Raw genomic sequence first — 21531 nt, forward strand, 5'->3', positions numbered from 1 at the left:
CCCCCTGGATGGTCCAGGGGGCACTTCGTTTCGGGTCAGGCTTTCCGAGGAGGGCCGACACAGCATTCCTGATCAAATTGCCTGTTTGCGGGCTGTCGTACGATGAGGGAGCCGCGACGCCATTGTGGCAAGTCGCGGCTCCAGCGCTCGCACCGCGGGCGGATTGAAGCAGCCGCATGATCTGGTCAAAGCTCAGAAGCGACCGCACCTCTCACCGACTTCGCGCCGTGGACGACCTGCAGTTTCCTGCAAGCGGGCGGCAGCGGCTACGCAATCAGTTTCCCCATCTCAGCGACGACGACATTCACTTGGTCGAATCCGCTACCCGACAGTGGTTCCGACTCGTCGTCCGCCATTCCAGTACGAAGGTCACAATGCCGTCGGTCGCTGTGGACGTCCTGTGGCAGGAAATGACGTTGCACGCGCAGGATTACGCCGCCTTCTGCGACGCCGCGTTCGGGAGCCTTCTGCACCACCGGCCGAGGTCTGCGGCGAGTGCTGGCGCGGTCGACGCCGATCGCATCCCTCTGCTGCTGGCCACTCTGAGCCACAGCCGCCGGGACGAGGATTGTGGCCCCACCGGTCTGCCGCTGCTCTTCCGGGTCGACCAGGAAGTCGGCGTCCCGCAGGGCAACCGCTACCTGGCCGACTGCGGCGGGCGCGGCGAATGCTTCCCGGGCGCCGGCCTTCTCTGCCTGCAACACCTCGGAGGGCCGGGCAAGCGGCCCAGGGCGCCCGGCATCCGTGGTGACCTGCCCTTCAACGACGGCCGTCACGGCTACGCCGGCGGCGCAGGCGGCGGGGGTGGCGGCGAGTTGTACGGCGACGGCGAGGGCAGCAACTGAGGCCTCGCCCCACCGGCGCAGAAGCCCCTGCCTCCACGGCCGTCCGGCCGGACGGCCGTGGAGGCATCAGCACTGCTGGCCGGTCAACGCGGTCACCGATCGGTCCGTGCCGTCGTAGCTGCGGGCCGCGACGAAGGAGCCCGTCGGGCGCTGTCCACCGGTGACGGCGCGGGCCAGCCGCAGGTCCGCGTCGCGGAACCGCAGGGCCAGACTCAGGTGCGGCACCCACGCCCCCGGCGCGTGCCACGGGCGGTGCCCGTCGGCGTCGGCGAGAACGTCCCAGACGGCGGCGTGCAGCGCTGTCAGCGCCGGAGTGGGGCGTACCAGCCAGACCAGCGGCGCGCTGCCGTCGAGGACCACGACCCGGTCGAGCATGACCGGCAGCGGAAGCGCGGCGTCCAGCAGATCGGCCAAGCGGGGCTCGACTCCGGGCGGGAACTCGTCCACAGCGGCGACCGTCAGGTGCGGCCGGTTTGTGGGGTGGGTGTTGCGGGCCAGGCTGGGCAGCCCGACCTGCGCCAACCGGTCCCACGCCGCCCGCACCGCACCGTCCAACCCGCCCGAACACACCAACTCCACCGTCCGCACCCCGAAAAGCTATCCCCCGGCCGTCGCCCCCGCCTTCTCCCGGGTCGATCATGAGGTTGGCGGTGGGATATGCCGCTCGAACCCCGCCAACCTCATGATCACCGGGAGGGGGTGCAGGCGGCCGGTGGGTGGGTTAGAGCCAGCCGTTGTCCCGGGCGGTGCGCACGGCTGCGGCCCGGTCTGCCGCGCCGATTTTCTGCACTGCGGCGGAGAGGTGGTTGCGCACCGTGCCGGTGGACAGGTGCACCCGGCGGGCGATCACCGCGACCGGGGCGCCGAACTCCGCCAACCGCAGCGTCTCCAGCTCGCGGGGTGTCAACGGGCAGGTGGGAAGGGTGAGCGCGTCGGCGGCGAGCGACGGGTCGACGTACCGGCCGCCGGCGTGCACCCGGCGGATCACGTCGGCGAGCGCGCTGCCGGGGGCGCCCTTGGGCAGGAACCCCCGGGCGCCGGCGGTCAACGCCTGGCGCAGGTGACCCGGACGGCCGTGCCCGGTGAGGACGACCACAGCGCAGGCGGGACGGACGCGGGTCAGCTCGGCGGCGACAGCGATGCCGTCCAGGCCGGGCATCTCCAGATCCACCACTGCCACGTCGGGGCGGTGTGCGAGTGCCGCGGTGACCGCCGCCGGGCCGTCGGCGGCGTGTCCCACCACCTCGATGTCCGGCTCCAGAGCGAGCAGCGCGCCGACGGCGACCCGGATCAGGTCCTCGTCGTCAGCGAGCAGGACGCGGATCACGAGGTCACCGGCACGGCGGCCTCGATGGTGAAGACCGCGTCGTCCCGGCGTACCCGCAGTTCGCCGCCGGCGGCGGTGAGCCGGTCACCCAGCCCGCGCAGCCCGTGGCTGTAACCGTCGGGCCCTCGGTCGTCGACACCGTCGTTTGCCACAGTCATCCTGACCACGTCGTCCTCCCGTTGGAACTGGATCCGGCACCAGTCGGCGCGGCTGTGCCGCAGCACGTTCGTCCCCGCCTCCCGCAGCACGGCCGCCAGTTCGGTGGCAGCGCCCTGCGGCAGGTCCGCCGGTGGTGGGACGACAGTGCAGCGCACACCGCAGGAGCGCAGGACGCCCACCACGGCCTCCAACTGCTCGCCGAGGTCGACGGCCCGGTAGCCGTGCACTGTCTCCCGCACCTCGGCCAGGGCGGACGCGGCGAGCCGCTGCACCTCGGTGGCCTCCCGGCCGGCCCGCTCCGGGTCCACAGCGGCCAGCCGCGCGGCGAGTTCGGCCTTCAACGCGATCACCGTGAGGCTGTGCCCGAGGACGTCGTGCACGTCGCGGGCGAAGCGGAGCCGCTCCTCGGCGGCGGCAAGTCCGGCCTGGGCGGCCTGCCCCTGCCGGGCGTCCACGAGCAGATCCCAGAACCAGACCTGGAATCCGTTGACGGCGGCGACGCCGACACCGACTCCGCCGGTCACGGCGAGGTGACGCGCGACGGAACCTCCCGTCCACACGGCGACAGCCACCGTCACCAGCAGGACGCCGGCCGCCATCACCAGTGCCGCCCGCAGTCGGAGCAGCAGCGGTGCCATGCCGATCAGTGCCGCCCCCAACCAGGCCCAGGTCGGCCAGACCCCTGCCGCCACCGGCCCCACAAGCGGGACGGTCAGGACCGCCGCCCCGACCAGGCTCAGCTGGGCGCGGCGACGCCACAGTGGGTCGAGCCAGGGCGTCACGGCCGCGTACAGCACGGCGGTCTGAGCGATCATGAAGGCGAGGATGCCGGCCGCGCCGAGCGCCACCCGGCGTGGGTCGGGCTCGCGGGTCAGGCCGACCGCGGGCAGCAGGACACTCGCCCAGACACCGGTGGCCAGTGACAGCAGGGTCGCCTGCCGGGCCCGGTGCAGCCGGCGGTCCGCCCGGGGGATCACCGCCTCCATCGCCACGCACCGATCCTAGGACCGGCCCGCGCCCGGTCCACCCCTGCGAGATGTCACGGTCGACCCGTGCGGTCCGCACAATCTTCCGGTGACGAATGCGCCTGCCCACAGCGCGGCGGCGCCGGCAGTGTGAACGTCATGGGACAGACAGAGACACACGCCGACACTCTCGTCGCACCGCCGACCGCACCGCAGCCGCCTACGAAACCGCCGAACCGCACGCCGGCGAACCACACGCCGCTGGACAACCCGCCGTCGGGCAACGCGCCTCCCGACGACGCACCGCTGGACGGCGACCCACCGGGCGGCGGCACCCGGCGCCTACTGTGGCACCTCGGTGAGATGGCGATCGCCATGATCGCCGGGATGCTGCTGCTCGGCCCGGCGTGGGACACGGCCGGCACGCTGCTCGGCATCACGGGGACGCTGGCCCGTCCGGAGGTGGGCGCGCTGGCGATGGCCACCAACATGACAATCGGTATGAGCGTCTGGATGCGGTACCGGGCGCACGGATGGGACGCGGTCGGCGAGATGGCCGCCGCGATGTACGTCCCGTTCCTCCTGCTGTTCGCGCCGATGTGGGCCGGTCTGCTGGACGCCGACGCGATGCTGCTCGGCGGTCACCTGCTGATGGTGCCGGCGATGGTGCTGGTGGCGCTGCGACACCGGCACGCGACACCTGTGGCGGTACGCCGGCACCCGGCCGTCGTGGCGCTCGCCCGCCGCTGGCCGACCGGGTTGGCCCTGCTGATGACCGTGGACATGTGGGTCGACCCGGCTCTGCTCAGCCCGTGGACGATGCTGGTGCTGCCCGGGGCGTACCTGCTGATCGGTGTGGCACGGCGGACCCTGCGCGGGCCCGGGGTGCTCGCCACGCAGCTCCTCGGCCTGGCCGGTTGGGTCGGCCTGGCGCTGGTCGCGGTGGCGGCCGGTGGGCGGACCGCCGGTTGGCTTGTGGCCTTCGGTTGGTTGGCGCACGCCGGCTGGGATCTTGCGCATCACCGCACCGGACGGGTGGTGCCACGCGCCTTCTCGGAGTGGTGCGGGGTGCTGGACGCGGCCATCGCCGCCACGATGATCTTCGCGCTCCTGAGCATCGGCGGCTGATCCGGCCGCCCGCCGACACGGGGCGGCGGGCGGCCCTGGCGTCCGTCCTCGGCGGTGTCGCATGCCAACGGGCGCTGATGTTGTGCCGGGCGGCGCAGCGGGCGCGGCGGCTTGATGAAAAGCTTGACGCATGAGTTCCGCACCTGCACAGCACGACGCCCCGACCGACAACGCTCCCGACGGCACCGACGAGGCGAACGCCTTCACGGAGCTGGGGCTGCGCTCCGAGCTGCTGGGCGCGTTGGCCGCCCTCGGCTACGAGGAGCCAACTCCCATCCAGCGGGAGGCCATCCCGCCCCTGCTGGAAGGTCGGGACCTGCTGGGGCAGGCAGCGACCGGCACCGGCAAGACGGCCGCGTTCGCGCTGCCGCTGCTGAACCTCATGACGGCGCACCGTCAGGGCGGCGACCCGGTGGCGCTGGTGCTGGTGCCGACGCGGGAGCTGGCGGTGCAGGTGTCCGAGGCGTTCCACCGCTACGGCAAGGACCTGGGCGCGCGGGTGCTGCCGATCTACGGTGGGCAGCCGATCGGGCGGCAGTTGCGGGCGCTGGACAGCGGGGTGGACGTGGTGGTGGCCACCCCCGGGCGGGCACTGGACCACATCGCCCGGGGCACCCTGCGCCTCGGCGGCCTGGCCACCGTGGTGCTCGACGAGGCCGACGAGATGCTCGACATGGGCTTCGCCGAGGACATCGAGGCGATCCTGGAGCACGCTCCGGCGCAGCGCCAGACCGTGCTCTTCTCGGCCACCATGCCGTCGCGCATCGACGGGATGGCCCGCCAGCACCTGCGCGAGCCGGTCCGCATCGAGATCGGCCGGGAGCAGCAGGTCGCAGGTGAGGCGCCCCGGGTACGGCAGAGCGCGTACATCGTGACGCGGGCGCACAAGCCGGCTGCGCTGGGTCGGGTGCTGGACGTGGAGTCGCCGACGGCCGCTATCGTGTTCTGCCGCAGCCGGGAGGAGGTCGACCGGCTGACCGAGACGATGAACGGCCGGGGCTACCGCTCCGAGGCGCTGCACGGCGGGATGAGCCAGGAGCAGCGGGACCGGGTGATGGGACGCCTGCGCGCCGGCACCGCCGACCTGCTGGTGGCCACCGACGTGGCGGCCCGAGGGCTGGACGTCGAGCAGCTCACCCACGTGGTCAACTACGACGTACCGTCGGCGCCGGAGTCGTACGTGCACCGGATCGGGCGGGTGGGTCGGGCCGGGCGTGAGGGCGTGGCGATCACCCTCGCCGAGCCGCGCGAGCACCGGATGCTGAAGACGATCGAGCGGGTGACCGGCCAGCGGATCACCATCGACAAGATCCCCACGGTTGCGGACATGCGTACCCGCCGGTTGGAGCTGACCCAGGCGGCGCTGCGGGAGAGCCTGCTGGAGGACGACCTCGACCCGTACCGGGTGATCGTGGAGACGCTTACCGACGAGTTCGACCTGATGGAGGTCGCCCTCGCCGCCGTGAAGCTCGCGCACGAGGTGACCTCGCCGGGCTCCGACGACGAGGAGGAGATCCCGCAGGCGCCGGTGCGCGGCCCCCGCGAGGGTCGGCCGGAGACCGGTGGCCGGGGCGGCGATCGTCGTGGCGGGGGCCGACCGCGCCCGGGCGGCGGCAACACCGTCCAGGTCTTCGTGGGCCTGGGCCGGCGTGCCGGCGTACGCCCGCAGGATCTGGTGGGCGCGATCACCGGCGAGACCGGTATCCGCGGCCGGGACATCGGCTCGATCGAGATCGCCGACCGGTTCTCGCTGGTGGAGGTGCCGCAGGGGGTCGCCGACGAGGTGATCTCCGGACTGCGCCAGAGCACGATCAAGGGCCGCAAGGCCACTGTGCGTCGCGACCGTGGAGGCGACGAGCGCTGAGCACGCCGCCGGCACGGATCAGAAGGAGTACGGGCCGAAGCGACCCCAGGCCACAACGGCGGCGAGGACGAGCAGCACCACGCAGGTGATGGCGCCCTGGATCTCCGTGCGGCGCCTGTCGTCGGTGTCCTGCTTCTTCATGTCGCGCAGGTGCACCAGTATGGCGCCGATCATGACGATGACCAGCCCGACGGCGGCCAGCGGGGTGAGGACGGTGGCGATGCCGGTGAGGGCGGGCAGTACGAGCCCGAGGGCGGCCAGCACCTCGACGGCACCGAGTGCCTTGACCTGGCTGGGCGGGACGGGGTCGACCCAGCCCATCCGGTCGCGCAGCTTCTCCTTCGGCTGGGTCAGCTTGGCCAGGCCGGCACCGGCGAAGACGGCGGCGAGCAGGATCTGGATGACCCAGAGCACGGTGTTCACGGGGGTTCCTCCGGGGGGCGCCGCCTCGCGGCGGTGAGGGTTGTTGAGAGTTCAACCGAGACAGTAGTACGTCAACGGCCCCCACCGTCTACACGAGACGGTGGGGGCCGTTGCGGTGGAGCGTCAGGCCGCGGCGAGCGCCGGACCGTCCAGCGCCTCGACGTCGGCCGGGCGCAGCGCCAGGGCGAGCACGTCGGCCACGTCGGCCAGGGTGTGCACGGTCAGCGCCTCGCGCACCTCGGCCGGCAGGTCGTCAAGGTCCGGCTCGTTGCGGGCCGGGATGATGACCTCGGTGAGGCCAGCCCGGTGCGCGGCGAGCAGCTTCTGCTTCACCCCGCCGATCGGCAGCACCCGTCCGGAGAGCGTCACCTCGCCGGTCATCCCGAACTCGGGGCGGACCGGGCGGCCGGTGACGAGCGACGCCAGGGCCGTCACCATCGTGATGCCGGCGCTCGGGCCGTCCTTTGGCACCGCGCCCGCCGGGAAGTGGACGTGGATCCGGCGTCCGGCCAGCACGTTCGGGTCGATGCCGAACCGCCGCCCGTTGGAGCGCAGGTACGACAGGGCGATGTGCGCCGACTCCTTCATCACGTCACCGAGCTGGCCGGTCAGGGTCAGCCCCGGCTCGCCCTCCATGCTTGTGGCCTCGATGAAGAGCACGTCCCCACCCGCGCCGGTGACGGCGAGCCCGGTCGCCACGCCCGGGACGGCGGTGCGCTCGGCCGACTCCGGGGTGAACTTCGGCCGTCCCAGGTAGGTGGCGAGGTTGCCGGTGTCGACGCGTACCGGCGACGGGTCGGTCGCCAGTGTCACCGCCACCTTGCGCAGGATCTTGGCCAGGCCCCGTTCGAGTTGCCGGACGCCGGCCTCCCGGGTGTACTCCCCCGCGACCAGCGCCAGCGCCTCGTCGGCGATCTCCACCTCCTCGGCCGTCAGCCCGGCCCGCTCCCGCTGCCGGGGCAGCAGGTGATCCCGGGCGATGGCGACCTTCTCGTCCTCGGTGTAGCCGTCGAGCATGACCAGCTCCATCCGGTCCAGCAGCGGGCCGGGGATGGACTCCACCACGTTGGCGGTGGCCAGGAAGAGCACGTCGGACAGGTCGAGGTCGACCTCCAGGTAGTGGTCCCGGAAGGTGTGGTTCTGCGCCGGGTCGAGGACCTCCAGCAGGGCGGCGGCCGGGTCACCGGCATAGCCGGCGGCCAGCTTGTCCACCTCGTCGAGGAGCACGACCGGGTTCATCGAACCGGCCTCCCGCAGCGCGCGGACGATCCGACCGGGCAGCGCACCGACGTACGTGCGGCGGTGACCGCGGATCTCGGCCTCGTCGCGCACGCCGCCGAGCGAGACCCGGACGAGGTTGCGCCCGAGCGCCCGGGCCACGGACTCGCCGAGGCTGGTCTTGCCGACACCGGGAGGGCCGGCGAGAGCCAGCACCGCGCCGGAGCCGCGCCCGCCGACCACGCCGAGGTTGCGCTCGGCCCGCCGGTTGCGCACCGCGAGGTACTCCAGGATGCGGTCCTTCACGTCGGCCAGGCCTGCGTGGTCGGCGTCGAGCACCTCCCGGGCCGCGGCCAGGTCGGTGTTGTCCTGGGTACGCGTGCCCCACGGCATTTCGAGAACGGTGTCCAGCCAGGTACGGATCCAGCCGGCCTCCGGGGAGGCGTCGCTGGACCGCTCCAGCTTGCCCACCTCGCGCAGAGCGGCCTCGCGGACCTTCTCCGGCAGGTCTGCGCTCTCGACGCGGGACCTGTAGTCGGCCGAACCGTCGGGCTCGTCCTCGCCCAGTTCCTTGCGGATCGCGGCGAGTTGCTGGCGCAGCAGGAACTCCCGCTGCGACTTCTCCAGCCCCTCTCGGACGTCACTGTTGATCTGCTCGGTGACCTCCTGCTCGGCCAGGTAGTCCTTCACCCAGCCGACAAGCAGTTCCAGCCGGGCGGTGACGTCCGGCGCGGCGAGCAGTTCGTTCTTCTGGTCCAGTGTCAGCCAGGGCGCGTACCCGGCCGAGTCGGCCAGCTCGGAGAGGTCGGTCATCCGCTCCACAGCGTCGATGACCTGCCAGGCACCCCGCTGCTGGAGCACCGAGGTCACCAGGGCGCGGTACTCGCGGGCGAGTTCCCGGGCCCGGCCGGCGGGTGCCGGCTCGTCGAGTTCGGTCGCCTCGACCCAGAGCGCCGCGCCGGGACCGGGCACACCGGAGCCGATGCGGGCCCGGGACAGGCCACGGATGACGGCGGCGGGCTCACCCTCGGGCAGCCTGCCGACCTTCTCGATGGTGGCGACCACGCCAACCGGACCGTACTCGCCGTCGATGCGCGGCACGGCCAGCAGCTTGCGGTCGCCGGTCGCCCGCGCCGCGTCGATGGCGGCCTGGGTGGTCGGGTCGAGGGTCACCGGGATGACCATGCCGGGAAGGAGAACGGCGTCGGTCAGGGGAAGTACCGGAAGAGTTGCCATCGAACACCTGCTATCGCGTTGACTTGAGCGTGTACCACTCAAGTAACAAAACGTTCCCCTTGTTCCGTCATGTGACCCAGACCACTGCCGGCGCCACTCCGGACGCGGGCTGACACCCGCCGTCGGGCCGCACGGGAACCCCGGGCGACCCGACGAGAAGGCATCAGGTGAGCTTGCTCTTGACCGTGTTCACCATCCCGCCGACCATGCCCGGGTTGGTGCCGTACAGCCGCGGGTCACCCGGGGCCAGCGCCGGCTCCGGGGCGTTCGCGACGGGGTTGTCGTCGTACCGGAACTCGCCCTTGCCGTCCGGCGTGGGCCCGGATCCCGGCGACGACCGACGGCCGCGCCGAGGTGATCGCGTCGACAGGTGACGCCGCCGGTGCCGCCGCACTGGTCAGCTGCTGCCGCCCCGACCTGGCGCTCGTCGACCTGCACATGCCGCCGCCCGGCGGCATCCGGGCGATCGCCGCGATCCGCCGGACCACCCCCCGGGTACGGGTGATCGCGATGTCCGGTTCCACCGACCCCGCGCCCGCGCTGGAGGCGCTGCGGGCCGGCGCCGAGGGGTTCCTGCCGAAGACCAGCGAGCCGGAGGAGCTACTGCCCCCACTGCTGGCCATCCTCGACGGATGGGCGGTGCTGCCGGCCGACCTGTTGCGCGCACTGCTGCGACCCACCCGGCCCGCGCCCGTCGACCTGGACAGTGAGGAATGCCGACTGCTGCGGGCGATCGCCGCTGGACGCAACACCCTCGACGTCGCCGAGGAACTGCACGTGTCGGAGCGGACGGTGAAACGGATGACCGCCGCGCTGCTGCGTAAGCTGCGGGTGTCGAACCGGGCGGAGGCCGCTGCCGTCGCCGGTCAGACCGGTCTCCTCACCGAATGACATTGCGCCAGCGCCGCTGATTCAGCAGCTGTTCCCGGTTTTGCGCGTCCCCCAATCGCGACGCGCCGAAATGAATGGGACGCATATTGTTGCGGTTTCCCCGGATGATAGGTCAGACTTTGGGCACATCCCGCCACACACAGGGAGTAATTGGCAATGGCGAGAAAAGTAATCACGGTGCTGACGGACGACCTCGACGGCGGGAAGGCCGACCGGACCGTCGAGTTCAGCCTCGACGGCGCGGCCTACACGATCGACGTCTCGGACGAGAATGCCGGCGTCCTGCGCAAGGCTCTGGATCCGTACATCAATGCCGGCCGGCGCATCGGTCGGGGGCCGGTGGAGAGCACGCGGACCGTTCGGCGCCCTGGACGACCCAGCGGCGCGGGAATGGACCGGGAGCAGAACCGCGCCATCCGGGAATGGGCCGTCAAGAACGGCTACAAGATTTCCGAGCGGGGTCGGATCCCGGTCGAGGTCGTCGAGGCGTACAAGAACCGCTGATCGGGCGACACAACGACGGGGTCCCGCCGGCAACGGCGTGACCCCGTCAGTTTGTGTGCGGCCGGCCACTCGGGGCTACCCACCCCGGGTGGCCGGCCGCCGCCGGTCGAACTCCGAATCAGTTGACCTCGATGCGCACCGCGTCGAACGCCGGGGTCTGGTTGGCCCGCTCCATCATCGGCAGACGGTGCGACCCGTCGCCAGCCCAGACGGAGCACTGCGCCGTACCCGACTCCGGCAGGCCCGGGACCTGGATGGTCACCTCGTCCGGCTGGGCACCGCCGCGACCGTCCTCGGTGGCGACGAAGAACGCCGGCACCTCCTGCGGCTCCGGCGGCGCGGTCAGGCTGTCCAGCATCCGGCAGGCGGTGTGGAAGTGCCCCCGCACCAGGCCCTGGGCGTTGAGCAGCGAACTCTCCACGTAGTACCCGCCCTGACCGGCCGCGAGGAAGCGGTCCCGGACCAGGTTGCGGGTGCTGATCCGCAGGGTGAAGGTCTGGTTGCGGTCGACCTGCTGCGGGAACTGGGTGATCAGCAGCGACGGGTTGTTGGCGGCGGCGCCGACCTCACCGAACGCCGTGCTCACGCAGCGGTTGCCGTTCTGGAAGCCGTCGTGCGCCTGCAACTGGCTCTCGTCGCAGTTGTTGGCCAGCACACCGAGGCCGGCACCCGGGGCGTTGCCGCCACCGTTGTTGCCACCGCCGTTGTTCCCACCGCCGTTGTTGCCGCCACCGGTGTTCCCACCGCCGGTGTTCCCGCCGCCATTGTTGCCACCGCCGGTGTTCCCGCCGCCGCTGTTACCGCCACCGTTGTTGCCGCCCGTGTTGCCGGTCGGCTGCACCTGGCACCCGGCGAGCTGCGCCAGACCCTGCGGACGCGGTCCCACCCGGTCGATGGCGAGCGTGATCCGGTCCAACACCGCCTTCCGCTTGGCGGCCAACGGCTGCAGGATCGCGTTGCGGATGAACGCCTCGCCCTTGTTGCCCTCGGCGGCCAGCCGGCGGTCGGCATCCGCGATCTGGGTCTGCAACTGCGCCAGATTGCGGTCGACCTCTGCACGCGCCCGGTCCGGCACCTGCGGCAGCCGCGCCGCCACATCCGGGCAGGCGATTGCCGAACCGGTGCCGACAGTGCCGTCCTTACCGTCCTCGCATTCCGCGACCGACTGCTGCCCGTCACCCCAGTGATTGCGTACCCACCGGCCGTTCTGCCAGGTTCGGCTTGTCGAGTTGCCGCTCGGCGCGGTCGATCCGGGGCTCGGCTCCACGCATTGTCCGGCGGCCGGCCGGGGCTTGTTCGTCCGCCGGTCCTGGGCCGACGAAATCTGGGTGACGGCGACTACTCCGCCGAAGACCACGAGCGTGCCGACAACGGCCAGCAGACGCTTGCTCCGCGCGATGCCGGATGGCCGGCGTGCCCGAGTGGACCTGCGCATCGAATTGCTCTCCTTCTCGATCCGGTAGTGGATTCCTGCCCTCGGCGGACCGACGGATGTGAGATGGCACGCCACGGCGGCGACCACCGCGACCTACCCGGTAACGTGTCGATGGCCGACGATGCCCTTTCCGCACCGTCTCCCGCGCCCGGTCGACGCGGATGGGGAGATCCTCTTCATTCGCGCAGGAGTACGGGACCGCGTCCGGGAAGGTTCAAACCGGCGCGGAGAAAATTGCCCCGACCCGACGCTGATCGAAGGCGCAGCAGGTCAGAGGGGAAACGGCCGATCAGTCGACGCAGAGATGGTCGAACGCGAAACCGCCGACCAACTCGTGGCGACGCCGGCTCAACGCGACGATCTCCGCGGTGAGATCGGCCCGCGCCCGCAGTGCCGGGTCGTCGGGCTCCAGCCCTCGCAGCCGCACACCGACGGCGACCGCCGCGAGATCCTCGGCCAACCGGGCCGCGTCGACGCCACAGGAGAACCGCTGCTCGGTCACCGAGACGCACTCCACCAGACACACGTCCGGGCGGACCTGCAACCAGCTCCACCCCTCCGCCCGGCCGTCCGCCCAGCGCACGTGCAGCGCACGCACGATCGGGTCGGCCACCCGTCCCGCCACGTACGCGTCGACCGCCGCCGCGCGACTCAAAGCGCCGAGGTCGTTGACCGGGCCGGTACGCCCGTCCGGGAGCCGCCCGAGGATGTCCCGGAAACCCACCGGGGCCGGGTCGTCCTCGGTACCGCCCATCCCGGCGCCTGAGGCATAGTCGCGCGCGTCGATGACGTACTCGACCAGACGCCGGCCCTGGTCGGCGGCCCGCAGCGTCGGCGAACCGACCCGCAGCACGGGCAGCCCGGCGGCCGCGCTGACGGCGTCCTTCAGTCGCTCGGCGCGCTGCTCGGCCGAGCCTGGAAGCGCGGGCGGGCCGATCTCCACAGCGACGACGGGCCGGCCGGAGTCGGCGGCGCAGACCACGAGGTCGAAGGACGCCCGGCTGGCCGAACTCCACTGGCTGCCGGTGACGCCCGGCGGACGCCCCTGGACCAGCTCGCTGAGCCGGCGGTCGGCGTACACCCGGTGACCGGCGCGGGTGAACAGCGCGTCGCGCCCACCGTCGGCGGGCAGGGGCCGCAGCCAGCCGCGCTCGTCGCTGCTCGTCATCTGCCATCCCCCGGTCGCTCGGACCGGCCGAGTCTAGGTGGTCGATCATGGCGGGCCGCGACGCGCTGTGACGTGGATCACATCCGGCTGACGTTCCAGAGGTGGCCTCCGGGTGTATCCAGCGGCATCGCCGGTACCGCCGGTCGGGAGGTGACATGTCGCGTCAGCAGTTCGGCTTCCTCGCCGGCTTCCTCGGAGTGGCGGTCTGGGCGCTCGCCGGCGTCGAGGTGACCGCCGTCGCCGTGCTGGCCGGCCTGCTCGGCTGGCTCGTGGTCCGGGTGCTCGACGGCGACCTCGCGGTCACCGGACTGGGCGACCGCGCCGACTCCCGGCGTCACCGATGACCGCCCACCCGCCGACCGTGCCGGGCGTCGCCCTGCCCGAGCCGATCATCGACGCGGCGACAGTCGCGCGGATCGCGACGGAGACCGCCCGACAGGTGGACGGAGTCTGCGCGGTCAACCCGGCCTCCGTACGCCTGCACGACCAGTCCGTGGGCCTCGACCTGCACCTCATCACCTGGTACGGGCACAACGTGGCCGCCGTCGCCGAGACGGTACGGGCAGCGGTGGCCGACCGGATCACCACGAGCACCGGCCTGACCGTGGTGACAGTGACCGTCACCGTTGACGACCTGCTCGTCCCCGGCGTGGACGGCGGCTGAGATGCGTACCGTCAACCGGGTCGCCTCGCTGCTGCTGGCCGTCGCGCTGGCCCTCGGCGGCGCCCTGCTGGCCGTGCAGGCGCTGCTGGTCAGCCTGCACCGCCCGGCGTCGGTGCTGGATCGGACCGGCTGGTACGACACGCTGACCACCACCCGGTGGCGGGACCCGACGGTCCGGGTGGTCGCCGCCACGGCAGTGTTCCTGGGCCTTGCCATCCTCGTCGCCCAACTACGCCGGTGGACGCCGGTACGGCTGCGGCTGGACGACGCCGACGGCTGGCACCTGCACCGCCGCAGCGTGGAGCGGCGACTCGCCGACGTGGCGGGCGCCGTTCCGGGCGTACGCCGCGCCCGAGTCCAGGTCCGGCGGCGCGACGGCCGGTGGCGTCACCGGGTACGCGCCACCGGCGACCCCGCGGCCCGCCCGGAGGTCGAGTACGCCGTGCGCCAGGAACTGCGCCGGCTGGCCGCGCCAGCGACCGGCCGGATCGAGGTCCGGTTGCCACCTCGTGGACGGCCCGCATGACGAACGCCGCGCACCGGCTGCTCTGGACCGTCGTCGCGCTGCTGCTGGTGGCTGGCGGTACGGCGACGCTGGCCCTCACGTACGGAACTCCGGACGCGATGGTGCTCAGCCCCGCGCTGCTGGACGGGTGGCGGCAGGCCGCCCCGTGGAGCACCCTGGCCGCGGCGGTCGCGGGCCTGCTGCTCGCCCTGGCCGGGCAACGACTGCTCGCCCGGGAGTTGCGGAAGCCCGGCACCGCACTGCGCGGAACGCTCAGCCACCCCGGTCGACGCCCGGGCCGGACCCGACTGCCCGCCGACGTGCTCGCCCACGCACTGGAACGCGACCTCACCGGCGGTCCCGGCGTACGCCGGGCACGGGTCGTGCTGACTGGCGCGCCGCCGCACCCCGACGTGTGGATAAGCGTGGACCTCGCCGCCGACATCTGCGGCGGCGCCCGCGAACACGTCGACGCAGCAGTCCGCCGCTTCGCCGTGACCGCCGGCTGCCAACCGGCGCACCTCGACGTGACAGCCCGCATCCAACCCGGTAGCCCCTGATCCGCGCACGCCTTTTCAGCGGGCGGTTCGGTCGCGGTGGACGATGCTCGCCCCGACGGCGACAGTCAGGGTCACCACCACGACGGCGAGCGTCAACCAGATCGGCAGCTCGCCCACCGGTGTCCCGGCGAGGATCAGCTTCACTCCCGCGAACGCGAGCAGCAGCGCCAGGCCGTAGCGCAGGTAGCCGAAGTGCCGCAGCAGACCGGCGAGGCAGAAGTAGAGGCTGCGAAGTCCCAGCACGGCGAACGCGGTCGCCGTCCAGACCAGGAAGATGTTCGTGGTGATGGCCAGGACTGCCGCCACCGAGTCGATCGCGAAGACCACGTCGGTGGCCTCGATCGCCACGAGCGCCACCAGCAGCAACGTCGCCACCCGGCGGCCCTCGACCCGGGCGGTGAAGCGGTCACCGTGATAACGGGCCTCGGTGGGCACCACCCGGCGGAACACCCGGACCACCACGTTGCGGTCCGGGTCGACGTCGGGCTTCCCGCGTACGGCGAGCCGCCAGCCGGTCCAGACCAGGAATGCTCCCAGCACGTAACCGGCCCAGGCCAGCCGCTCCAGCAGTTGCGCGCCCGCCACAACGAACAGCAGGCGGAAGGCGAGCGCCCCGACAACCCCCCAGAACAGCACCTTGTGCTGGTAGCCCGCCGGCACCCGGAAGTAGCCGAAGAGCAGGGCGAAGACGAATACGTTGTCCACCGAGAGCGCTTTCTCCAGCAGATAGCCGGAGAAGTAGGCGATGGCCGCGTCGCCGCCGAGGCCCCACCAGACGCCCACCCCGAACAGCAGTCCCGCAGCGATCCAGGCGGCGCTCCACAGCAGCGCCTCACGTAGCTCGATGACGTGGCTGTCCCGATGCGACACCAGGTCGACCGCGAGCAGCGCGGTGATCACCGCACCGACCACCACCCACGCCCACAGCGGTACCGCGACCACGTCATCCACCCGTGCCCACCGCCTCGCCGAACCGCCCGCTACCTCGCTCGTACGCCGCTGACAGGGGATCCGGCCCGCCGGCCGGCCGTTTCGAGCCTAGGCGAACGGCCGGCCTGTCGTCGGTGCTCCGGCCGAAGTTCACGACCCAGCACCGGTGGACGCTCAGGCGACAGGCATCATCTGAGCGGGATCGGTGACCGTGTCGTCAGCCTCGTAGGCGATGGCGTTTACCACCCTTACGACACCACTGACCTGGCCCGCGAGCCGTCCCGCGAGGTCGACTGCTGAACGGCGGTCCAGTCGACCGGCAAGTGTCACCTCGCCGTGGCGTACGGTGACCGTCACCAGGCCGTCCCGCACTGCCAGCACCCGGCGCAGCACCTCCTGGACCACGTCCTCGCGGATCTCGGCGTCCGAACGCAGGTGCACCCGCAGCAGATCGGCGCGACTGACGATGCCGACCAGCCGGCCCAGGTCGTCCAGGACCGGCAGCCGCTTGACCTGCTCGCGGTCCATCAGCCGTGCGGCGGCCGACAACGGCGCCTCCGGGTGGGTGCTCACCGCCGGCGCGGTCATCAGGCCGCCCGCCAGCAGCGCCTCGCTCTTGCCGCGCGCGCCGCGCCGACGGCGGCTCTCGAAGACCCGCCGCTGCGCCGGCTCACCGGCACGCTCGACCCGGTGCAACAGGTCCGCCTCGGACACCACGCCCAACACCCGGAGCGACCCGTCGACCACCGGCACCGCGCTGACCCCGCGGCGCAACACCACATCGACGATCTCCCGGTACGGAGTCGTGGCCTCCACTGTCACGACCTCCCGGGTCATCACATCGCCCACCTGCCAGGTCCTCATCACGGCCTCCCTCGTACGCCTGCACCCCGCACGTTATTGACAGACAGTGACGGCGGTCAGTGCCGACGGACCGGGTCGGAAGGGGTCGAAGGTCCCGGGCCATCGCGGTCCGGTCGGCCCTGCCAGCGCCGACGCCGCAAGTGTCCAATTGAGATGCCACCGGGAAGCGCGGTGCGAAGCAGAGAAGGGACGTGGACATCATGACCGCGACGATCGAGCGGAACACCGCGAAGACCACCGCTCCGGCGGCCGACACCACCCGGGAGAGGGCCACCCGCTACATCCTGGCCGGCACCCGGATGGCACTCGGCTGGATCTTCCTCTGGGCGTTCATCGACAAACTGTTCGGCCTCGGGCTCGCCACCGAGACGAAGAACGCCTGGATCAACGGGGGCAGCCCCACAAAGGGTTTCCTCACCTTCGGCGTGACCGGGCCGTTCAAGGACCTCTACACCGGGATCGCCGGCGCCGCCTGGGCGGACTGGCTGTTCATGATCGGCTTGGCGGGCATCGGCATCGCTCTCCTGCTCGGCATCGGGATGCGGATCGCCGCCGTCGCCGGTGGACTGCTGCTGGTTCTCATGTGGACCGCCGTCCTGCCTCCGGAGAACAACCCCTTCATGGACGACCACCTGATCTACGCCGCGGTGCTCGCAGTCCTGGCGCTGGTCAACGCCGGTGACACCTGGGGCCTCGGCCGGGTGTGGGCGAAGCTGCCGATCGTCCGACAGCTGCCCTGGCTGCGATGACCGAACACGGCACCATCCCCACAGCGGGCGTCACCATCGGTGACGCCCGCAAGCGTGTGCCCGGACTTCATCCCCTCCGGGCGTGTTTCGAGGGCTTCGCCGCGCCGGCTGGGCAGGTGACGGGTCCGCCGGACATTCGCCGCAGACGATCCGGCAGGATCGACGGTGACCGGACACATCACCCAAACGGCAGGAGTTCCCGCATGAACCAGGCAGCAGACGCCCGTTCGGGCAAGCCCGAGGTGGGGCCGATCGAGGGTGCCCCGCCGGCCGACCTCGTGATCGAGGACATCACCGTGGGCGAGGGCCCGCAGGCCCAGCCGGGTCAGCTGGCCAGCGTGCACTACGTCGGAGTGGCCCACTCCACCGGCGGCGAGTTCGACTCGTCCTGGAACCGGGGCGAGGCGTTCGAGTTCCCGCTCGGCGGCGGTCAGGTCATCGCCGGCTGGGACCAGGGCGTGGTCGGCATGCGCGTCGGCGGTCGCCGCCGGCTCACCATCCCGCCGCACCTGGGGTACGGCGACCGCGGCGCGGCCGGCGTCATCAAGCCGGGCGAGACGCTGGTCTTCGTCGTCGACCTGCTCGGCGTGCGCTGACCGATCGTCGGTGGGGTCGCCGGCTCGAACCGGCGGCCCCGCGCCCGACGTCACCACGGGCGCGAACAGTCAGCCCAGGGCCGACAGAGACCCGGTGATCATGAGTGACGCGGCCCGACGGTCAGGCCGCGCACGGCAGACAGCGCGCGGTCACGGCCTGCGGGCGGTGTGCGGCGGCGACGGGGACCGACCGACGCGGGGCACCGACCACGCCGGCGGAAACCGGGCGACGCGCGGCCTCGACAACCCGGGTCGGCTCCAGAATCGTCATCACCCGGTGCAGGCCGGTGGCGCGCAGCACCCGGGCCACCATCGGCGTCGGGTCGACAAGGACGAGCTCGCCGCCCCGGGCCCGGATCCGCAGATGTGCGGCGAGCAACGTGCGCACCCCGGCGGCGGACAGCAGTCGCAGCTCGGACATCTCCAGCTGGACGACCGGCCGGGCTGGCGCGGACCACAGCGCGGATCGGAACGCGGCCACCGTCGCGATGTCGACCTCGCCGGCCACCCGCACCTGGACCACCCGGTCACCCACGTTGAGCTGCACGTCGAGCCGGTCGCTGCGATCTTCCATGCCATGAAATCTAGCCGCCACCCCCGACAGTTTCGTCCCTCCACGCGGTGATTCCGGGTACGTCCAGGGTCAACCCCCGGGGTACCCCTGATCCCCCTCAGGGGTACCGCGCCGGGATCCGCCAGCCGGAGCGTGACCCACTCGGCTTCGGTGAAACCGGGGTGTCCCGCCGACCTGGACACCCCGATTCCACGGAACCGAGTGGATCACGCCAGCGCCACCCGCCCGGGTGGAGAATGACCGGATGGTGATTCCCCGACCCCGGCCGCCCCGGCTGATCCGGCCCGTCCGCGAGCCGGCCACCGTTGCGCCTCCGCTGACCGGAGCGTGGGCCGCCACCGACCGCCGACTCGACCACGTCGACCTGCTGCCCCTGCCAGAGGGCGCGGTCGGCCCCGAGGACGTCCTTGTCGACGCGGTCGGCCGGGTGATCAGCGGCGACGAGGACGGCAACCTCTGGTGGTGGCCGACGGACGCTCCGGCCGGCACCCGGCCCCGGCTGCTGGCCGAGACCGGTGGCCGGCCGCTGGGCATCGAGGTGGACACGTCCGGTGAGGCGCTTGTCGTCTGTGACGCGTACCGCGGGTTGCTGCGGGTCACGCCCGACGGCGCGGTCCGCGAGTTGACCGGGACGGCACCCCCGGTGCACCTCGCCAACAACGCGACGGTGGCCCGCGACGGCACCGTCTACTTCACCGACAGCTCGGACCGGTTCCCCGTCTCGCACTGGAAACGGGACCTGCTGGAACACCGCCCCAACGGCCGCGTACTGGCCCATCACCCGGGCAGCGGGCACACCGAGCTGGTGGCCGACGGGCTGTACTTCCCCAACGGAATCGCGCTGACTCCGGACGAGTCGGCGTTGATGCTCGTGGAGACCTCCACCCACCGGCTGCTCCGCGTCGAGTTGGGCGGTGGCGTCCGGGTGCTCGCCGACCTGCCCGCGTATCCGGACAATCTCTCGGCGGTGGGCGACGGGACGTACTGGATCGCGCTGCCCAGCCCTCGCGTGCCGATCGCCGAGCGACTGCTGCCGCATCCCCGGCTGCGCCAGATCGCCGCGCTGCTGCCCGACGCGATGCAGCCGCAGCCGCGCCGCTACGGGTTGGTCGCCCTGGTCGACGAACAGGGCGCGGTCCGCCGGACGCTGCACGGCCCGACCGGGCACTATCCCATGATCACCGGGGTACGCCAGCACGGCGACCAACTCTGGCTGGGCAGCCTGACCGGGTCCGGGGTGGCCCGCGTACCGCTGGACTGAGCATGCGACGACGCCCGTGCCGTGCCGGGGCGGCGATCCCGGCTGCCCGGCGGGCCTTTGGACGGCGACCAGGCAGGCGCGCCCTGGAGGGCGACCAGCCCGGCAGAGCCTGGACGGCGACCGGGACGGCGGACCTGGACCACGCCGGGACGGCGGGCGGTGGACGCAGCGACCGGGCCGGCCCGCCAGCGAGGCGGCCCGGCCCGGTCGATGGTGTGTCAGCGACCGCTTACCGAAGGTGCCGGAGCGGGTGAGCCACCGGCCACCGCGCCCGGGTGGGCCGGCGCGGCCGGCGCGGGCCCGAGCCCGGCCGGCACCGGCAGGGCGCTGCCCTTGACGAACTCGTCCCAGCTCACGTTCCACGCCGTCCAGCCGTTGCCCGGCTGCAACTCGACCTCGGTGCCCTTGACGGTGACGAGGTCACCGACCTGGGTCACTCCCATCAGCCAGTCGGCGGCTGCGGCGGAGACGTTCGCGCAGCCGTGCGAGACGTTGGTGTTGCCCTGGTCCCCCTCCGACCACGGGGCGGAGTGGATGAACTCGCCGCCCCAGGTGTAGCGCTGGGCGTCGTCCACGTCGACCACGTAGCCACCGTTTGGCTCACCACGGGTGTCGAAGGTGGTCCGCTGATGCTTCTCCATGATCACCATCTTGCCGCTGGAGCTCGGCGTACTCGGCTTGCCGAGGCTCACCGGGATACGGCGGATCTGCTTGCCGTCGCGCAGCACCGTCATCTGCTTGGTGGCGTTGTCGATCTCCAGGGAGACCTGTCGTCCGATCTTGGAGGTCGCGGTCCGCTCCGCGTCGCCGACAAGCTTCTTGCCGATGGGCAGCCCTTCCAGCCCGGCCCGCACGCTGATCGTGGTCCCCGGCCGCCAGAAATCGGGTGCCCGGTAATAGACCTGACTACCGTCCTCCAGCCACGACCACGTCCCCGGCTGCGGCGGATTCGTCTTTACGAACAACCGACGCTGCACATCCGCCCTGGCCTCTTTCGGAATTGCCGGGTCGAACGCGACGGTTACCGGCATCGCCGTGCCGTACGTCCGGTTACCGACGAAATAGAGGGTGCTGGTGATCTGCGGTTTCGTGGACTTGGGCATCGTGGTGAAGGTCGTGGTCCGGGTGGTGGTCGCGCCCGAGTCGCCGGTCGCTGTCACCTCCGCCGTGTACGTACGCCGGGGTTGCAGCGGCTTGCTGGGCACCCACCCCGAGCCGTCCTCCCGTGGCTCCGCCTCGACCTGCTTGCCCTTGTCGTCGGTGAGCCGGACGGCGGTGACCCGTCCTCCCTTGACCGCCGTGCCGACCTCGGCACTGACCGGAACGTCGCGGGTCTTGTCCCCCGGCGTCACTGTGAGTTCGGGCGCCGGGGCGTGTTCCTTGGCCGATTCGGCCGCCGGCTTCCGGTCGGCGGTGCACCCACCCAGCACGAGCGGTGCGGCTGCGATGGTTACCGCCAACAGCGTCAATCGCCGCCTAGGCGTCATGTTCAGTCCCCCCGTTTTCGACTTCCCTCCGCCATATTCTCGCGGCCTGGCCACGGTCGTCCGGGCCATTCGGAAATAATCGGCCGCGCATTTATCGGCACATTTTCCGACGTTGTGCCGTTGACGAATAAAGCGCACAACTGCCGCCTGTGGCCCTCACCCGACCGGCCCCGGCCCA

23 protein-coding genes are annotated in these 21531 nt (G+C 71.9%); 12 read left to right on the plus strand and 11 right to left on the minus strand.

From position 1 onward, the window contains the following. Window positions 1-176: 176 nt before the first annotated feature. The gene (locus tag F4558_RS10625; protein WP_512699259.1) at window positions 177-845 is read left to right on the plus strand and encodes a UCP032817 domain-containing protein; all 669 of its coding nucleotides are present in this window, start codon (window positions 177-179) and stop codon (window positions 843-845) included. Window positions 846-911: 66 nt separating this feature from the next. Here F4558_RS10625 and F4558_RS10630 read toward each other — a convergent pair whose 3' ends face one another. The 3 genes from F4558_RS10630 to F4558_RS10640 form a co-directional block, all read right to left on the minus strand. Continuing rightward, complete coding sequence (locus F4558_RS10630; protein ID WP_167943920.1) at window positions 912-1433, minus strand: 2'-5' RNA ligase family protein; 522 nt, start codon at window positions 1431-1433, stop codon at window positions 912-914. A 133-nt stretch (window positions 1434-1566) separates the two neighbouring features. Beyond that, window positions 1567-2172 carry a response regulator transcription factor gene (locus tag F4558_RS10635; protein ID WP_167943921.1) on the minus strand — a complete coding sequence of 202 codons (606 nt, stop codon included), beginning with the start codon at window positions 2170-2172 and terminating at the stop codon, window positions 1567-1569. Further along, window positions 2169-3317, minus strand: coding sequence for a sensor histidine kinase (locus F4558_RS10640; protein WP_167947358.1), 1149 nt, complete (start codon window positions 3315-3317; stop codon window positions 2169-2171). The genes F4558_RS10635 and F4558_RS10640 overlap by 4 nt, the downstream gene beginning before the upstream one ends. Before the next feature lie 138 nt (window positions 3318-3455). Between F4558_RS10640 and F4558_RS10645 the strand changes: the two genes are divergently transcribed. Continuing rightward, window positions 3456-4424 (plus strand): hypothetical protein, encoded by a 969-nt coding sequence (locus F4558_RS10645; RefSeq protein WP_245241303.1) that lies wholly within the window; start codon window positions 3456-3458, stop codon window positions 4422-4424. 130 nt (window positions 4425-4554) lie between these two features. Further along, complete coding sequence (locus tag F4558_RS10650; protein ID WP_053659985.1) at window positions 4555-6288, plus strand: DEAD/DEAH box helicase; 1734 nt, start codon at window positions 4555-4557, stop codon at window positions 6286-6288. 18 nt (window positions 6289-6306) lie between these two features. Here F4558_RS10650 and F4558_RS10655 read toward each other — a convergent pair whose 3' ends face one another. Further along, window positions 6307-6711, minus strand: a complete 405-nt coding sequence (locus F4558_RS10655; protein WP_053659983.1) for a DoxX family protein — start codon at window positions 6709-6711, stop codon at window positions 6307-6309. Window positions 6712-6834: 123 nt separating this feature from the next. Next, window positions 6835-9165 (minus strand): endopeptidase La, encoded by a 2331-nt coding sequence (gene lon, locus F4558_RS10660; protein WP_167943922.1) that lies wholly within the window; start codon window positions 9163-9165, stop codon window positions 6835-6837. Window positions 9166-9519: 354 nt separating this feature from the next. Here lon and F4558_RS32115 point away from each other — a divergent pair, with 354 nt between their 5' ends. After that, window positions 9520-10056, plus strand: coding sequence for a response regulator (locus F4558_RS32115; protein ID WP_312877305.1), 537 nt, complete (start codon window positions 9520-9522; stop codon window positions 10054-10056). A 156-nt stretch (window positions 10057-10212) separates the two neighbouring features. After that, the gene (locus F4558_RS10670; protein ID WP_053659978.1) at window positions 10213-10560 is read left to right on the plus strand and encodes a histone-like nucleoid-structuring protein Lsr2; all 348 of its coding nucleotides are present in this window, start codon (window positions 10213-10215) and stop codon (window positions 10558-10560) included. Between the two features lie 118 nt (window positions 10561-10678). On the opposite strand, the gene F4558_RS10675 is transcribed toward F4558_RS10670, so the two are convergent. Next, window positions 10679-11995: a hypothetical protein gene (locus F4558_RS10675; protein WP_167943923.1), complete on the minus strand. Its 1317-nt coding sequence runs from the start codon at window positions 11993-11995 to the stop codon at window positions 10679-10681. A gap of 289 nt (window positions 11996-12284) precedes the next feature. After that, window positions 12285-13163, minus strand: a complete 879-nt coding sequence (locus F4558_RS10680; protein WP_167943924.1) for a DUF2726 domain-containing protein — start codon at window positions 13161-13163, stop codon at window positions 12285-12287. Between the two features lie 155 nt (window positions 13164-13318). On the opposite strand from F4558_RS10680, the gene F4558_RS10685 reads away from it, so the two are divergent. Genes F4558_RS10685 through F4558_RS10700 form a run of 4 tightly spaced genes read left to right on the plus strand, consistent with a single transcriptional unit; the run spans window position 13319 to window position 14892 of the window. Beyond that, window positions 13319-13507 carry a hypothetical protein gene (locus F4558_RS10685; protein WP_167943925.1) on the plus strand — a complete coding sequence of 63 codons (189 nt, stop codon included), beginning with the start codon at window positions 13319-13321 and terminating at the stop codon, window positions 13505-13507. Next, complete coding sequence (locus F4558_RS10690; protein ID WP_167943926.1) at window positions 13504-13827, plus strand: Asp23/Gls24 family envelope stress response protein; 324 nt, start codon at window positions 13504-13506, stop codon at window positions 13825-13827. Before F4558_RS10685 ends, F4558_RS10690 begins: the two co-directional genes overlap by 4 nt. 1 nt (window position 13828) lies before the next feature. Beyond that, window positions 13829-14353 (plus strand): hypothetical protein, encoded by a 525-nt coding sequence (locus F4558_RS10695; RefSeq protein ID WP_053659971.1) that lies wholly within the window; start codon window positions 13829-13831, stop codon window positions 14351-14353. Beyond that, the gene (locus F4558_RS10700) at window positions 14350-14892 is read left to right on the plus strand and encodes a hypothetical protein (RefSeq protein WP_167943927.1); all 543 of its coding nucleotides are present in this window, start codon (window positions 14350-14352) and stop codon (window positions 14890-14892) included. The genes F4558_RS10695 and F4558_RS10700 overlap by 4 nt, the downstream gene beginning before the upstream one ends. Before the next feature lie 15 nt (window positions 14893-14907). Here F4558_RS10700 and F4558_RS10705 read toward each other — a convergent pair whose 3' ends face one another. Together F4558_RS10705 and F4558_RS10710 are read right to left on the minus strand one after the other, a co-directional pair. Beyond that, window positions 14908-15834 carry a TerC/Alx family metal homeostasis membrane protein gene (locus F4558_RS10705; protein WP_312877431.1) on the minus strand — a complete coding sequence of 309 codons (927 nt, stop codon included), beginning with the start codon at window positions 15832-15834 and terminating at the stop codon, window positions 14908-14910. A gap of 162 nt (window positions 15835-15996) precedes the next feature. Next, window positions 15997-16686 carry a CBS domain-containing protein gene (locus tag F4558_RS10710; protein WP_053659965.1) on the minus strand — a complete coding sequence of 230 codons (690 nt, stop codon included), beginning with the start codon at window positions 16684-16686 and terminating at the stop codon, window positions 15997-15999. 191 nt (window positions 16687-16877) lie between these two features. Between F4558_RS10710 and F4558_RS10715 the strand changes: the two genes are divergently transcribed. Both F4558_RS10715 and F4558_RS10720 read left to right on the plus strand, forming a co-directional pair. Then, window positions 16878-17435, plus strand: coding sequence for a DoxX family membrane protein (locus tag F4558_RS10715; RefSeq protein WP_197281640.1), 558 nt, complete (start codon window positions 16878-16880; stop codon window positions 17433-17435). A gap of 203 nt (window positions 17436-17638) precedes the next feature. Continuing rightward, entirely contained in the window at window positions 17639-18031 is a 393-nt protein-coding gene (locus tag F4558_RS10720) for an FKBP-type peptidyl-prolyl cis-trans isomerase (protein ID WP_053659963.1), read from the plus strand. Between the two features lie 121 nt (window positions 18032-18152). Here F4558_RS10720 and F4558_RS10725 read toward each other — a convergent pair whose 3' ends face one another. Next, window positions 18153-18605, minus strand: a complete 453-nt coding sequence (locus tag F4558_RS10725; RefSeq protein WP_167943929.1) for an STAS domain-containing protein — start codon at window positions 18603-18605, stop codon at window positions 18153-18155. A 244-nt stretch (window positions 18606-18849) separates the two neighbouring features. Between F4558_RS10725 and F4558_RS10730 the strand changes: the two genes are divergently transcribed. After that, window positions 18850-19866 (plus strand): SMP-30/gluconolactonase/LRE family protein, encoded by a 1017-nt coding sequence (locus F4558_RS10730; RefSeq protein ID WP_167943930.1) that lies wholly within the window; start codon window positions 18850-18852, stop codon window positions 19864-19866. A gap of 218 nt (window positions 19867-20084) precedes the next feature. Here the strand turns inward: F4558_RS10730 and F4558_RS10735 are convergent, their stop codons facing one another. Further along, window positions 20085-21353 carry a L,D-transpeptidase gene (locus F4558_RS10735; protein WP_053659960.1) on the minus strand — a complete coding sequence of 423 codons (1269 nt, stop codon included), beginning with the start codon at window positions 21351-21353 and terminating at the stop codon, window positions 20085-20087. Between the last annotated feature and the right edge of the window lie 178 nt (window positions 21354-21531).

The sequence above is a fragment of the Micromonospora profundi genome, from assembly GCF_011927785.1.
Classification (GTDB): domain Bacteria; phylum Actinomycetota; class Actinomycetes; order Mycobacteriales; family Micromonosporaceae; genus Micromonospora; species Micromonospora profundi.

Coding starts and splice junctions, on each gene's coding strand:
- F4558_RS10625 (WP_512699259.1), top strand. CDS start 177: ATGATCTGGTCAAAGCTCAGAAGCGACCGCACCTCTCACCGACTTCGC.
- F4558_RS10640 (WP_167947358.1), bottom strand. CDS start 3,317: ATGGAGGCGGTGATCCCCCGGGCGGACCGCCGGCTGCACCGGGCCCGG.
- F4558_RS10645 (WP_245241303.1), top strand. CDS start 3,456: ATGGGACAGACAGAGACACACGCCGACACTCTCGTCGCACCGCCGACC.
- F4558_RS10650 (WP_053659985.1), top strand. CDS start 4,555: ATGAGTTCCGCACCTGCACAGCACGACGCCCCGACCGACAACGCTCCC.
- lon (WP_167943922.1), bottom strand. CDS start 9,165: ATGGCAACTCTTCCGGTACTTCCCCTGACCGACGCCGTTCTCCTTCCC.
- F4558_RS10670 (WP_053659978.1), top strand. CDS start 10,213: ATGGCGAGAAAAGTAATCACGGTGCTGACGGACGACCTCGACGGCGGG.
- F4558_RS10675 (WP_167943923.1), bottom strand. CDS start 11,995: ATGCGCAGGTCCACTCGGGCACGCCGGCCATCCGGCATCGCGCGGAGC.
- F4558_RS10680 (WP_167943924.1), bottom strand. CDS start 13,163: ATGACGAGCAGCGACGAGCGCGGCTGGCTGCGGCCCCTGCCCGCCGAC.
- F4558_RS10685 (WP_167943925.1), top strand. CDS start 13,319: ATGTCGCGTCAGCAGTTCGGCTTCCTCGCCGGCTTCCTCGGAGTGGCG.
- F4558_RS10690 (WP_167943926.1), top strand. CDS start 13,504: ATGACCGCCCACCCGCCGACCGTGCCGGGCGTCGCCCTGCCCGAGCCG.
- F4558_RS10695 (WP_053659971.1), top strand. CDS start 13,829: ATGCGTACCGTCAACCGGGTCGCCTCGCTGCTGCTGGCCGTCGCGCTG.
- F4558_RS10700 (WP_167943927.1), top strand. CDS start 14,350: ATGACGAACGCCGCGCACCGGCTGCTCTGGACCGTCGTCGCGCTGCTG.
- F4558_RS10710 (WP_053659965.1), bottom strand. CDS start 16,686: ATGAGGACCTGGCAGGTGGGCGATGTGATGACCCGGGAGGTCGTGACA.
- F4558_RS10720 (WP_053659963.1), top strand. CDS start 17,639: ATGAACCAGGCAGCAGACGCCCGTTCGGGCAAGCCCGAGGTGGGGCCG.
- F4558_RS10725 (WP_167943929.1), bottom strand. CDS start 18,605: ATGGAAGATCGCAGCGACCGGCTCGACGTGCAGCTCAACGTGGGTGAC.
- F4558_RS10730 (WP_167943930.1), top strand. CDS start 18,850: ATGGTGATTCCCCGACCCCGGCCGCCCCGGCTGATCCGGCCCGTCCGC.
- F4558_RS10735 (WP_053659960.1), bottom strand. CDS start 21,353: ATGACGCCTAGGCGGCGATTGACGCTGTTGGCGGTAACCATCGCAGCC.